A 15,024-nucleotide genomic window follows, 5' to 3' on the forward strand; every position below is an offset into this window, starting at 1 on the left:
TTTGTTTTTCACTGTATTACTCTTTTCCTTTGTCTTTGTTTTCCGCAAACCATTTACATACTTTTTTGCTCAACTTAGCTACGACTTCCGGATGCGACTGCGCCACATCGTTCTTCTCGAATTTGTCTTTTTCAATATCGTACAGTTGTGCATCGCTTCCATCGCTATTTATCAATAGCTTCCAGTTGCCACTGCGTATAGCCAGATGAGGACTTCTGTCGTTTGCATTTCCCGGTTTCTTAAAGAATTGGTTTCTACCGAAATCCCACATCAAATCCGTTTTACGTTTAGCATTCGATTTACCCAGAAGAACTTTATCATAATTTTGTCCGTCTCCCCGGTAACCTTTCTCTGTTTCAATTCCGGCTATCGCACATAAAGAGGGATATAAATCGACTGCACACAGTACGCTCTCATTATTCACTTGTCCAGCCTTTATTTTCTTGGGGTATTTTATAAGGAACGGCATACGAATTCCACCTTCATAAAGGCTGTTCTTCGTTCCTCTTAAATAGGCAGCACGAGCGGATTGGAAACTGGGTGCCGGTCCGTTGTCACTAGTGAAAATCACGATTGTATTTTCCGATAATCCCATATCATCCAGTGCTTTGATAAAACGTCCGATCTGTTTGTCCATTTCAGCAAGAACAGGGATGAAGGCTTCTTCCGTGTTCCAGCTTTTGTTATCCTTTTGCTTAAATTCCGGTACCCAAGGAGTATGCATATCATCCGGCCAAAGATTCAAGAAGAAAGGCTGGTCTTTATGACGTTTGACAAAGTCAATACTCTTATTTACAAAGTATTCGGTACGTCTCCAGCGTTTTACACTGTCTTTAGCCGACCATATCCAGTTCGTAGCAGTAATTGCCGGTTCCGGATCCGGACTTTCATACGTTGATATATATTCGTCAAAACCATAATTCTTAATAGAAGGAGCGTTATGTACGTCGCGTCCGCCTCCCATGTGCCATTTACCTATATGCCCGGTAACATAACCTGCACTTTGAAAAGCACGTGCCATGGAAGGATTCTTGTCACTCAAAAAGTTACGTTGTTCACACTTTTTGTTGCTGGCTTTATTATTTAAAAAGGTATTAATTCCTACTTCTATGGGAAATTTGCCTGTTGTCAATCCGCAACGTGAAGGTGAGCTGACTGGTGCGGACGAGTAATACTGATTGAATAACAATCCGTCCTGCGCTATCTTATCAATATTCGGAGTAGGAACAAACTTACCCCCATAACAACCGATATCCCCGATTCCCATGTCATCTATATAAATGACGACTACATTAGGTTTTGTCTCTGCCTGCATACTGGCTACGGGTAATAAAGCTCCCAACCAAGGCAAATGTTTTTTGATGTTCATAATTATTCTGATTTAATTAACTGTACTTTTTGTCGGTTTCGTGTGACTGACTTACAGAACAAAAGTAGGGAAGTTTTTTAAGAGAAAGGGAAAAATACAAATCAATAAAGGAAAAAAACAGGTAAACAAAGATGAGGAACAGCTAATCTAAACCCATATATAAACAAAATAGGGAAGATATTATTCCTATATCTTCCCTATCTCCACTCATTTATAAGATTACCATTCTATTTGCTGGTCTTCGTCCGGAATCTGTGTATTGATATTCCGTTGTAGCGTCATGCTTCCTTCCACTCTATATTTGATAGGGATAACTTCCGTATCACTTCCACCATAGGTAAAATCCTGGAAATCATATTCAAACATGATTTGAACATAACGACGTTCCAAATAAGGGCGTGTAGCATCCATAATCGATGTACTACTATAGATAGGTGTTCCTATTAATTCAAATTCCATTTCATTATTGGGATCGTCCGGCTTCATATCCAATGTTCCATCTTCTCTGAAGTGTACATTGATTTTGTACTTCTTACGTATGTCTTTATCCATATCCTCATTAATCAGACCGGCATAAAAGAATACGGAATTGTTATCTATCACATATCCTGTACGCTTGTTCGTCGTTCTTGCATTCGTATCAGGCTTACCATTTATATAAGTGTACACTTTCATGGAAGAAGCCGTGTACGAACCGGAATAATCATTAAAAGGTACTACCTTCAACAAAGCTTTTGCATAGTTCTTACGTGGATGACTTTGATAATCATAGGCTCCATCATCAACAATGGTTAACGGTAAAACCCATTTCTCCAACATATCAATGCCTTGTAGATTAAAATCAATATTTAATTGTTCTACGCACGAACCGGCAGGAATATGTACCGTTTCGGGAAATTCATATTTATCTTCCTCCATTTCCGTATACCACAATTCCGGACGATAAAGACTAAAGCGCTCGATATTCAACGTTTTCAATGTGTCCTTATCCACTGCTATATGTATATCTCGGTCTTGTCCATTCACTGTAGAGCCACTGATAATGACAGGCAACTGATAAGTCACTTTTCCATTATCCTTATATCTGACGTAGATGGTAGTAACACCATCGCCTCCTGAAGCGATAGGTGCTTTGAAAGATACGTATTGTTCATACTGCTCATCTTCCCACTCATTATTACAAGCGGTTCCCAAGACGATGACAGCCAATAAACTTAAATAAATATATATATTCTTCATATCATATTCTTATTAGGAGATTAATCATTGTATGTCCATCCCGGGTTCTGCGTCAACCGTTTATTACGTTTCAGCTCATCGTGGCTGATAGGCCAGAAATAGAGCTTACGCGAGAAGGCAGTAGGCAAGTCTGCAATTTCAATCGGAGTATAGAATTGTTCTCTCTGCTCCTCCGTATCCGACATATAGAAATTACATCCGTAGTTTTTCTTGGACTCTTCCACTTCTGCATCTTTCCATCTACGTAAATCAAAATAACGCTGCCCTTCGGCCATGAGTTCAATTTGACGTTCACGTTTCAGCTTCTTGCGGAATACATCCCGATCTTGGTACTCCGACATGGTATAATCGGGTACACCCGCACGGCGACGTATCTGTCTGATACCTTTTTTCATTTCATCAATATCACGTTTGACGGAATAACTGGTAGAACCATCCCATGATGCTATGTCATATGAAGATCCATCCTCCAACTCATTCAAGGCTTCGGCATAGATCAATAAAATTTCGGCAAAACGAATGGCAGGTTCTGCTTTTGCTTTTATTTCCTTACGATTCGTATCATCCGGGTGTACATACTTCATGATACCGATGCCAGATCGTAAATAAACACCAGTACCGGAGAAACCGTCCGTATTGATACCGTAATAATAGTTGACTTGTTTCTCAACGTCATTCTTATAGTCCGTTGTCTCTGCATTTTTCAGTAAAGCCCACACACAGCCATTATAAGAAACCGAAGCATAAAAACGTGGTTCTCGGTTGGCATATTCCTTATACACCCCTTCTTTTAGTTGAGGGTATGTACCTGCCTCAACCTCCTCTTTAGTGACAAAACGTGTGCCAGAAGGGTACTCTTCTTTAAAATGTTCTCTGCTAAATTCGTCTCCATTTGCCATATAATAAGCGTCACACATCTTCTGTGTCATGCCATACGCATTACTTCCTCCACCCAAAGTTTTCGGCATTTGAAGTTTCACCATTTCAGCAATACTATTGGCTCCCTGATTACGCCCACGGCTGAAAATCAACTCCGGATTTTGGTACATCGCTAATGAACCATTAAAAACAGCACGATAAGACTCATAAGGGTCTATATCACTATATCCACCTTCATTCCATGTCTTTGTTGAAAAGTCCTTATCCTGATAAGGAGCAATGGTAGCAGGATATCCGGGTTCAGCAATATTAGTTGCTTTCTTATGGTAAAGTTCATAACGACGCCCGTTATTTTCTCCGGGAAGTTCCATCACATCTCTTGCCGCAGCTGCAGCTCTAGCCCATTTGTATTCATTATATTCCTGAGACATCAGACATCTTCCTTCATAATCTACCAAATCCGAAAATTTATCAGGATCTCCCGGACGTGGATTATTGATAGGGCTTGCCGAATATACCAATGCTCTGGCACGAGCTGCCAATGCTGCTCCTCGCGTGGGACGTGCCACCTGATTAATGGCCCGGGCCAGAGGCAGGTCTTTGGCTGCCAGGCACATCTCCGATTCGATGTATTCCACACATTCATCATACGAATTACGCTGAATTTCCAAATCATCATAATCGGCAGTATAGTCAAGTCCATCATCTGGCAATAAGGGTACAGGACCGTATTTACGTAGTAATAACCAATAATAATACGCACGCACGAAACGGGCTTGCGCTTTCAGATCGGCTCTCTCTTCTTCCGTATATTTCGTATTCATGTCAATATTCTGAATGAAGATAGACGCTTGACGAATACCTTTATAACTATCCCCCCACGAATGCCGGTAACCTTCATCATAAGTACCAGTCTTGAATGTCTTGTACGCATCAAGACTATTCCCACCGAAATAAATATCATCGGCGAAATTAGTGATTGTATTAAGCATGTTAGATACTTCCAGATTGTATCCACCTAAATAGGAATAGGCATTCGCCAACCATTCTTCCGTAGATTCCTTGTCAGTAAAAACATCCTCCAAAGACCGGCGGTCTTTGAAATATTTGTCAGAGTCGAGTTTATCCGAACAAGCGACGGCAATCGCACTCAACATAATACCAATATACAGTTTATATATCTTTCTCATTTTTCATGCATTTAATTAGATATTCACAGTTAATCCCAAAGTAAACGTCTTAGCAAGCGGATATTTCTCACCGTTAGAGACTCCCATTTCCGGATCCCATTCTTTAAATTTAGCAAACGTCAAGATATTGGTACCAATGAAAAATACACGTATCTTGTTAAACCGCATCTTGTTCACAATTGATTTCGGCAATGTATAACCTACTTCCAATGTTTTCAAGCGTAAATAAGATCCATCTCTGAGCCAATAGGTAGAAGCTCTATAATTATTATCGTTCCCTCCATAACTAAGCCGAGGATACGAAGCATTAGGATTCTCATTAGCCGGAATACCCAATGTGGCAGCTGTCTCCGCATCGACATAGCGATCTTTCACTAAATTCGTCAGAATATTTCCCCACTGACTATCCTTAAAGGCATATACAGTAGAACCATTAATGAAGAATGAAGACTTGCCTGCTCCCTGGAAGTGAGCATTAAAATCAAAACCTTTCCACTGTGCAGAAATACCAAAACCATATATCAAGTTAGGCTTTGTTGTCGCACCAATGGCCACTTCATCACTAGCATTAATGATTCCATCCCCATTGACGTCTTTATATTTGATGTCACCCGGTTGTACCTTTCCCCAATTAGTCTGCTGCGGACTATTTCGTATATCATCGTAATCCTTAAACAATCCTAAAGCTATTAATCCCTTTGCCTGATTAACCCTGTAGCCAGCCTCTTTTTGATAAGGATAAACTGCGTTCATCTCATCTTTTTCCAGAATTTCATTTTTGCTGTAAGTAAAATTACCACGAACAGTCAAATTGACTTTTCCTATCTTCTGCTTGTAGGCAAAATTGCCGTCGAAACCTTTCGACCGGACACTTCCCACATTCGCTTTTGGATTACTATTCACCCCCACAATACCTGGTAGATATTTACGTTCCATATAGATGCCATCACGCTGTTCATGAAAATAATCTACAGTAGCCGTAAACTTATCATTGAATAAAGATAAGTCTACACCCGCATCATGCTTGGTTGCAATTTCCCAGGTGACATTGTTAGAGGCCAACTGTGTATACTGCATTCCTGTATATACATTATCCGTAGAACCATAATCACTCCAAGTCCAACCACTTCCATCATCCTTGATAGTATACAAATAAGGGAAACGTACATCCATCTTATCATTACCAACCTTACCATAAGAGTAACGTAACTTGAACATATTCATCCATTTCAGATGTTTTTTAACAAGTTTCTCTTCTGCTATATTCCAAGCTAAAGAAAAGGCTGGAAAAAAACCGAAACGATGCCCGTCAGCAAAATTCTCCGAACCATTATAACCGAAGTTGAAGTCCGCAAAGTAGCGATAATTCCAGTTATAACTGGCACGCCCCGCCAATCCCATGTGACGTTTGGCAATACCATTTTTTACATCTGTTCCAATATCTACTGTGGTCCGATAAGCATCCTGGCTATATTTTAAAGTACCACCTACGTGATGTGCTTTGAATGCACGATTATATTGCAAATAGGCCTCTAAAAATTCACGGCGCTCACCAGTGGAAGAACTCGTCTGTTCCATTGGTTTCTCGGCACTTTGTTGCTTGAAAATCAGGTTCCCGTCATCGTCACGTTCTCTTTGGGCGCGCCATGTCTCCGGCATTCTTATCCGGTTTATTTCACTCTGATTATTCGTATCAAATCCGAAACGGCCTTCAAAGCGTAAGCCTTTGGTAATGAAGTCCAGCTTTTGCTCCAGAGAAATATTTGTCTGAATCTTATTATTCCAGATTTCTTTATATCCAGTCTGTGTAGCAAGTACCCAAGGATTTTTGCGATTATCTTCTACTCCATGTGCAGGAATGTAACCATTAGAGTACATAACAGGAATACTGACCGGATTCTGCCCCATTAATGAAGTCCAGACATTAGAGCCCTGTCCCGGTGCATTACGCTTCTTTAGCGAACCGGATACACCAACTTTTACAAGAGTAGTCTTTGTTACATCAATATCCGTATTCAAACGGTAATTCCAACGCTGACTGCTAGGATTGGTATTGTAATCCTTACGCATGGACTCGTCTGTTTTGTACATTCCCTCTTCATTCACATAACTAAGCGATACAAAATAACGTGCCGTACTACCACCACCACTCATATTCAGATTGGCACGATAGGTCATGGCGCCATCTTTTAACAACACATCCATCCAGTCAACATTCGGATATAAATCCGGATCAAGCCCCAATCGCAGAATTTCCATTTCATCCTCTTGATAAATTCTCTCTTGGTTACGAGTAATTCGCGCTTCATTCATCAACATGGCATAACTGTAACCATCCGCAAATTCCGGAGTAATAGTGCGGGCATTATAAGAAGTCTCTACTTTGGCATTAATCTTGATCTTGCCTTCCTTACCATGTTTAGTGGTGATCAGTACTACACCATTTGCACCACGAGGACCATAAATCGCCGTCGTAGAAGCATCTTTCAATACAGAAAAGGATTCGATATCTTCAATATTGATCTCATCCAAATCGCGTTCAAAACCATCAACCAGCACTAATGCAGAGCTATTGGCTCCAAAAGTGGAAATACCTCGAATCCAGAATTCAGAAGTATTTACACCCGGTTGTCCGGAAGTCTGCATGGCAAGAACACCTGACACATTTCCAGCCAATGCATTAGAAAGATTTGCTGAAGGATTTGACTTTAATACTTCTACATCTACATTCGTCACCGCACCAGTCACTGTTAATTTCTTCTGTGCTCCTGTACCAGTGATTACAACTTCATCAATTTCCCTAGCATCCGATTCTTTCATCGATACATTAACCAAACTCTGACGTTTCACCAATATCTCTTGCGTATCAAAACCAATATATGAAAATACCAAACGAGAAAATTCCTCAATATTTATTTTGTAACGTCCGTTGATATCCGTTATCGCTCCTAAACCAGGTTTATCCTTCACTGTCACATTGACACCAACCAATGGTTCTTTATTCGTGTCCGTCACGACTCCTGTTACCTCAATTGTCTTCTCTTGAGCAAAAAGGGAAACAGAGACTAATAACAGACAAATCGTAATAAATTCTTTTATTCTCATGTGTTCTTCTTTTTATTGATTTTCTTGGTTTTGATTGTCATTGGATTCTTCTCCGCCTAAATCATCAGGGGCCTGTTCTTTGGCAATCTTCCGAATCTTATAATTTCCCGAATCACCTACATAGAAAGTCTTTGTTGCCTCATTGTAAGCCAAAGCCACCGGTTGATTAAAGCGTGCTCTCTCACGTACTTCTCCATTTTGCTTACCCCATTTATAGCTACTTGCAGAAGCAGAACCGCGTCCGGCAAACGTAGAAACCACCCCATCCGGAGTCAAGATTCGAATACAATGATTTTCTTTATCTGCAAAATAGAAGTCATACCAATCATCTTTGTTGGCTGCCTTATACTCTTCATTGAGCACAAAGACACCTTGACCAGGCTTATTGATACGCGCATTGATACCTACAAGATCCTTATAATCTGCCTGGCCGGATTGCCCACATACAATATACGGAGTTACCAACTTTTTAGTTTCTTCATCGTAATTGGAACGAAGTATATAATGCGATTCATGCATGATGATATAAACATATTTACCTGTTGGATGAGGAACCATACTAAAGTCAACCGTCTGATTAGGTACACTAAATGCCAAAAGTTCATTCAACCCTGCTCCACCAGGAACTTCCGGATTGTTATTATAGCCGTTTTCTTCAAAATTATATCTGTACACATTGCCTGTTGCACGATGATTGAAGTAAAGCTCTCCCGTTTGTGGAAGTACCATAGACCCATTGCAAGCATTACCACGCGCCAAAGCTACCCAACTGGACTCTTTGAAATCCTGCCCGTCTGTACTGCTTTCACGCTTTAAAATAATATTGTTTCTATTCTTAGCACCACCATTTTGGGGAGCCGCCAATATCATATCATCATCATTAGTCCATGTAATAGTAGTTGCGCGGTTAATATTATCTAGCTTCTTGGTATAGATCATTTCTTGTTCCAGATCCAGCACCCTCAAAAGCCCATTATTTTGAGACAAATAAAGGATATTAGAATGTTGAGGATCGAAAGAAAACCAAAAAGGATAATCTATTTTCCCACAATCGTCAAACGGACCTGTTTCTACAATATTTCCCTCACCCAGTTCATCCACATCACCACATAAGTCTGTTACTACCATTTGTGGCTCATACTGATATTTTTCGGATGCTATCACTGTTTGTTCACCCACCTTTATTTCTATGGTTCCTTCAAAACAACTCTCTGGTGTAGAACAGTAGATACTAGTACCTTTAGCACTAATAACAATAGCTTCTTTCCCGCCTACTTTAACAGAAATAATAGAACGATCTATCCCAAAGTTGCTGCCATAGATAATCATCTTCTTCTTTCCGCCTCCCGACTTGGGTGTGAAATCTGTTACCTCTACTGGCTGACTCGGATCATAAGGTGCTGATGTCTCGTCTTTGCTATCTTTGCAGCTACTAAAACAGACTGCAAAAATAAATGCCAACATCACACACTGTAGCCCTATGCTCCCATGTTTCATAGTTTTACATTTCATAATACACTAGATTTAAATTATTGATTATTCTGAACTTTATCCATTAACACCTTCATCCAGTATCCTCCGATCACCGAACGAGCTCTAAAACCGACCCACCTACCACTGTCTGTATGATGCCAGTCACTGATAGGTACACGAGATACTGTTTCATTGATGTATTTATAGACAGGATCAGAGAATTTCTGGAAAGTCTCCTTGTCTGACGCCATAGCTGCTGTCCACATAATCCAATCGGATTTTGTGTATTCTTTGCGGGAATCCAAAGGAAGTCCATAAGGATTCTGTTTTGTCAAGTAATAATTAATTTCTTTCCCGATTACATTGTTAGGGAATAATTTCAGATCCCACAACTTATCCCAAACCATATTATATTTTTGGCTCCAAGTGTTCTTACGGTCAAAAGCTAAACGGTAATGATCTCCTTCATTTGCCATTTCCTCCCACTTTATTGCCATTTGCTTGGCTGTAGCTGCATATTTATCTGCCACATCATTCAAACCGAGCATACGAGCCATCTCGCTGTATCCGGCCACTCCCATGATAGCTTTTACAGAAAGATTGGCATTGTGTGCCCAATGTCCGGCGAAGTCATCTGTGCAAAGTTGGTTTTCCGGGTCCTGTCCATACTCTGCTAAATAATTAGTCCATGTGGTCAAAATGTCCCAATATTTCTTAGCGTAATCTGCATTACCTTCAATCTTGGAAACAGCTGCTGTAAGAATCACCATATTGCCACTTTCTTCAATCGGCATATCACCACCGTAAACTTGTCCATTGGCTACAGGATAAGTTCCAAGGTCGTGTGCAGCGAAAGGTTTATCCCAACGACCACTAGCGCTATATTCAAAGATACTAGTCATCATTGCCTTTGCTAGATCAGAGTTGTAAATCAAGAACAAGGGAGCAGACGGATATGTCAGATCGACTGTATTGATACAGCCATTACTATTATTCTCTTTAGAGAACCACATCAGATTACCTTCTTTATCAGTGAAGAGTTTGTGGGCAGAAATAACTTGGCGATAGGCTGCAGAGCAGATTTCTGCATATTTTTTACCACCCGCTTTTTCTGCGTCGCTATAAATAAGTTCATCAAGTGCACGACAACGCTCCATGATGAATTGATAGTTATCTCTTAGTTTTTCGAAAGCATCAAAAATCGTCACTTTACCATCATGTTTCCAATATCCCATACGTTTCTCATACATATATTCAATGGAATAAATGTCATCATAACCGATCATCAAGAAACCATCTTTACCATCTTTGGTGACAGTTCCAAAATTATGTACATAAGCCATTGCGGGAGTATTTTCTTCTCTACGAGTGATCCATTTAGTTTTACTTGAAGTTAAAGTTCCATTTTTAGCAAAAGATTCTTTCATTCCGCTATAGTCACCCAAGCTTACAGATTTTCCTGTTCCATTTACACTACCAAGATATACATATCCCCAATCTGCACAAATCAAATCACCTTTACGATCACAGATTGGTTGATTAATAGTACCGGCCTCTACATAACTAATACCATTTTTTGATAATGTGCGTGCAATAGTGGGCTGGGTCGTTTCATTCACTGCTAACTCCGGAGTAGTTTCTAAATAGAATTGTACATCATGCTCTTTTTTATCAAGAGGACGTACACAATAAGAGATGTAGTTAATCGGAGTTGAAAGCAAGTCCAAGTCATCTATCAATTGAGGTGCTGTAAATACGACATCTAATTCGACTGGTCCGCAAGTGAATGTATAGTAACTGGAAGTGGCTAGTACATCTACCGATTTCTGTATAGCCTCATTCTCAAATGTTACTGCATTTTTCTTTTCACGATATAAACCAAAATCCACATAAGATCCTCCTGTCGTGTTATGACAATGTGCTGCAATCACATTTTTGCCATTACGAAGTTTTTTCTTGGCTTCATCTGAAAGTTTTAGGTTTACATTATTCTTCCATACGAGATCTGTAGCAACCAGTTTTTCTCCATTTAAATATAATTCGAATACATCGTCATGAGAATAAATAAGAAAAATATTCTCTGTTAAATCCAAATCATTTATTTCAAATGTACGTCGGATATAAATATCTGTATTATCTCCTTTCCATTCTGTACGAACACGTGGCATATCACGGCTGCCGAAAGCTGCTTTACCTTTTTTCCAACTACTATCATCAAACTGGAATTCTTGCCATCCATTTGCTGGTTGCCTATTAGTATATGCAGCCTCCCAACGTTCCACATTTGTCATGGGAGCAATAGGTATTAGAGCTACTTGATCTTTGCCTAGGAAACGATACACTTTACCATCTACGCGTAAAGCCCCTACTAATGGCTTCTTTGCTGTAGTCCAGTGTTCTGTACTTCCTTCCATTAATTTATCATAAGGAGACCAGATAGAGAAGTGAGGATCTGAAACAACGATAGGTACTGATGGAGTACGTAGCGCTACCTCTTTTACTGGTTTAAATAAGTTGTCGGTTTGAGCATTTGCGAATAAACCGACCGAAAAGGCCATTACTGTTAGTAGTTTCTTCATAAATATTTTCTAATTAATCTACAATTTTAAGGTTACCCATCTACAATCTTGTTTACCTATAAAGAAAAACAAGCCCTACGTTTTTTTATTTTTCTTTTTACCTTCTGACTATTACCTCTTAAATGCAATCTTACCTTTTTTATCGCTATACCTAAATATATATTAAAATCAGTACTGTCGAATATTGATAAATGCTAGGGGAAAAGTTTATATAGAATTGTGTGTTTTAGGCAAGACCTAGGAGTCATACAAATCCATCTGTTTTTTCTATAGCATTTTATTTATAACGCTACAAAATAATGGAATTAATGCTAAATATTAGGAAAATCTGTGTTCAAGAAAGGACAAAATCTATTCTTTTTTCATGTTTCGAATGTTTTTAAAGTACAAAATAAGTCTCTTACAGTGTGCTTTGAGTAGTTTTTTTCCTTTTTGAGCAATATTTATCCACTTTTTTTAAGATAGTACAATATTTTTGGAGGTTTTGGCTTTTAACGATGAGATATTGCTCATTTCGGATAGCTTTTGTAACTTTGCAATACGAAAGCAATACAGATTTTACTATCGCAAAATATACTCCATATATTAAACCTAGGTACGTCACTCGAGAAGGGACTACTGTCCTTTATGTTCGATATAACTACAATCGAACTAAGCGTACGCTTATCTCTACCGGATACAATATTAAACCGGAACACTGGGATTCTAAAAAGAGATGGATTAAGCGCGCTTGTCCAAACTATGATGAGATTGACGCCTGCCTGATTAGAATAACGTCCAAGCTTGGAGAAATTCTTACATATGCTAAGATTAACGGAATAAGTCCAACCGTAGATTTTGTTTTACTTGAATTAAAAAAGAATAGAGAATATGAGTTACGTCCTAATCGGGTAGATATATTTGACGCATTAGAAAGATATATTACAGAAAAGGCTCCTGTTGTTTCTGCAGACCAAATAAAAGACTACCGAACACTTCGCAAACATCTGATTGCTTTCAAAGAACATTCATCGCAACCAATTACTTTTCATAACCTGAATCTTATATTTTATAATGAATTCATGGACTATTTATTTTATAAGGTTATAAAGCCCGATGGGAGTGTTGGCTTACTCACTAATTCTGCAGGAAAAATTGTACGTTTGTTAAAAGGGTTTGTTAATTATCAAATAGATAAAGGAGTTATTCCTCCAATTGACTTGAAGCATTTTAAGGTCGTAGAAGAAGAAACTGATGCTATTTATTTAAGTGAAAAGGAACTTTCAACAATACACGAGTTAGACTTGTCAGATGATAAGCAATTGGAAGAGATTAGAGATGTTTTTATTACTGGGTGTTTTACAGGGCTACGATATAGTGATCTCTCAACATTAAGTCCCGAACATATTGACTTAGATAATGAGATTATAAATCTCAAACAGAGAAAAGTGCATAAAGCTGTCATAATTCCTATGATTGATTATGTACCGGAAATACTCAAGAAGTACAACTATGATTTACCTAAAATTCCTAGATATATATTCAACGAAAGGGTTAAAGAATTAGGGCGAAGAGCAAAGCTAAAACAAAAAATCGAAGTTGTTCGCAAAAAAGGAAAAGAACGGGAAAAGAGAGTCTATGAAAAATGGGAGATGATCTCTTCTCATACTTGTCGACGATCGTTTTGCACAAATATGTATTTATCAGGCTTTCCTGCCGGAGAGCTTATGCGCATATCCGGGCATAAGAGTCCATCTGCATTCATGAGATATATAAAGGTTGATAATCTGCAGGCTGCAAAAAGACTAAAAGAACTTCGAGCTAAACTTGCCAAGTAAAGATTGAAATATTATATCTTAGTTATTTCGAATCATGTTCTATTTTTCATATATGCAGAAGAATTAAGATTCTATTGAGTTGCTAAATAGAAAAAACAAAGTCACATTTACATTATATATATTCCTTTTATTGAATATATATAGCATAATTCTTTATAAATATGTATTTTTTCTACTATCGAAAACAAGTTTTGATATAATGAAACAAGTCGTTGGTTTAAAAGAAACACCTCCTACCTTTAAAAGAAACTACTTATTGGTTTAAAATAAACCACACTATGGACTCCTGAATGGGATTCTAACATCTACTTTCCTTATTACCTTAAGCTATCACACAATAACATTTCTCTGCAAAATAGCATAAAAAGATAGATAAATCATTCCAGAAAGCTTTATTTACGTCGAATTCATTCAACAAGAGTAATTATTCAATCTATTTGATTTTTAATATCTTAAAATGTTGCTAGTTTTTATGTCATAAAAGAAATTACATGGATAAATGGAAAAAGAGAGAGGAAAAATATTCATTTTTTCAGATTAGTCCATTTCTCATCTTAGACTACCACTACATTTATCCATTAACTTTTTATTTATTAAAAGTCTGCTCATAAGTTAGAATTTTGTACTTCATTTAATAGCCATAACAACACAAAGACAATACAGGGTAAAAATAATCACCTGTATTTCAGTTGATTAACGAATGGTAATTTAGTTTGGACAGGACCCAGAGAATCAACTTTGCACAGATGACTTCGCCGGACATTGGGCACACAATGCCAATCTTTCAGTGAAAGCAATTATGGGTGTAGCCGGATACAGCGAAATGGCTCGTATGCTCGGTTTGAATGATGTAGCAGATAAATATGCAGCGACAGCTAAGCAAATGGCAACAAAGTGGGAGGAAATGGCAAATGAAGGTGACCATTACCGTTTGGCTTTTGACCGTAAAAACACTTGGAGCCAAAAATACAATATGGTTTGGGATAAGTTGTGGGATCTGAAATTATTCCCTAACAATGTAATCGGGAAAGAAATTAATTATTACTTGACAAAACAGAATCCTTATGGACTTCCTTTGGATTCTCGTAAAGAATACACAAAATCCGATTGGATTATGTGGACAGCAGCTATGTCCTCAGATAAGGAGACCTTCCAGAAATTCTCTGATCCTGTCTATAAATACATCAATGAAACAGTATCACGTGTACCTATCAGTGACTGGCACCATACAGACAGCGGTAAATGGGTAGGCTTCAGAGCCCGTTCGGTGATCGGAGGATACTGGATGAAGGTATTAATGGATAAAGTTCAGAATAATCAATAAAGTTAGCACGACGTTTACTTCAAATTTATACATATGAGATCTTTAAAGA

General features: G+C 38.4%; 7 protein-coding genes and 1 pseudogene. 2 read left to right on the forward strand and 6 right to left on the reverse strand.

What is annotated here, in order from left to right:
* Positions 1-16 precede the first annotated feature (16 nt).
* From NQ505_RS03010 to NQ505_RS03035, 6 genes are all read right to left on the reverse strand, one after another.
* Positions 17-1,369, reverse strand: a complete 1,353-nt coding sequence (locus tag NQ505_RS03010; protein ID WP_008998097.1) for a sulfatase — start codon at positions 1,367-1,369, stop codon at positions 17-19.
* Positions 1,370-1,588: 219 nt separating this feature from the next.
* A complete protein-coding gene (locus tag NQ505_RS03015) occupies positions 1,589-2,608 on the reverse strand; it encodes a DUF4973 domain-containing protein (protein ID WP_004310847.1) in 1,020 nt (339 codons plus the stop codon).
* A 20-nt stretch (positions 2,609-2,628) separates the two neighbouring features.
* Positions 2,629-4,677 (reverse strand): RagB/SusD family nutrient uptake outer membrane protein, encoded by a 2,049-nt coding sequence (locus NQ505_RS03020; RefSeq protein WP_008998098.1) that lies wholly within the window; start codon positions 4,675-4,677, stop codon positions 2,629-2,631.
* A gap of 15 nt (positions 4,678-4,692) precedes the next feature.
* Positions 4,693-7,782 carry a SusC/RagA family TonB-linked outer membrane protein gene (locus tag NQ505_RS03025; RefSeq protein WP_008998099.1) on the reverse strand — a complete coding sequence of 1,030 codons (3,090 nt, stop codon included), beginning with the start codon at positions 7,780-7,782 and terminating at the stop codon, positions 4,693-4,695.
* Positions 7,783-7,794: 12 nt separating this feature from the next.
* On the reverse strand, positions 7,795-9,294 hold the full coding sequence (locus NQ505_RS03030) for an IPT/TIG domain-containing protein (RefSeq protein ID WP_008998100.1): 1,500 nt from the start codon (positions 9,292-9,294) through the stop codon (positions 7,795-7,797).
* 17 nt (positions 9,295-9,311) lie between these two features.
* The gene (locus NQ505_RS03035; RefSeq protein ID WP_008998101.1) at positions 9,312-11,834 is read right to left on the reverse strand and encodes a glutaminase family protein; all 2,523 of its coding nucleotides are present in this window, start codon (positions 11,832-11,834) and stop codon (positions 9,312-9,314) included.
* Between the two features lie 533 nt (positions 11,835-12,367).
* Here NQ505_RS03035 and NQ505_RS03040 point away from each other — a divergent pair.
* Both NQ505_RS03040 and NQ505_RS03045 read left to right on the forward strand, forming a co-directional pair.
* The gene (locus tag NQ505_RS03040; RefSeq protein ID WP_032853312.1) at positions 12,368-13,651 is read left to right on the forward strand and encodes a tyrosine-type recombinase/integrase; all 1,284 of its coding nucleotides are present in this window, start codon (positions 12,368-12,370) and stop codon (positions 13,649-13,651) included.
* Between the two features lie 712 nt (positions 13,652-14,363).
* A pseudogene (locus tag NQ505_RS03045) lies at positions 14,364-14,975 on the forward strand (glutaminase domain-containing protein); the annotation flags it as partial.
* Positions 14,976-15,024: the final 49 nt, after the last annotated feature.

Source organism: Bacteroides sp. D2 (assembly GCF_025147085.1).
Taxonomy (GTDB): domain Bacteria; phylum Bacteroidota; class Bacteroidia; order Bacteroidales; family Bacteroidaceae; genus Bacteroides.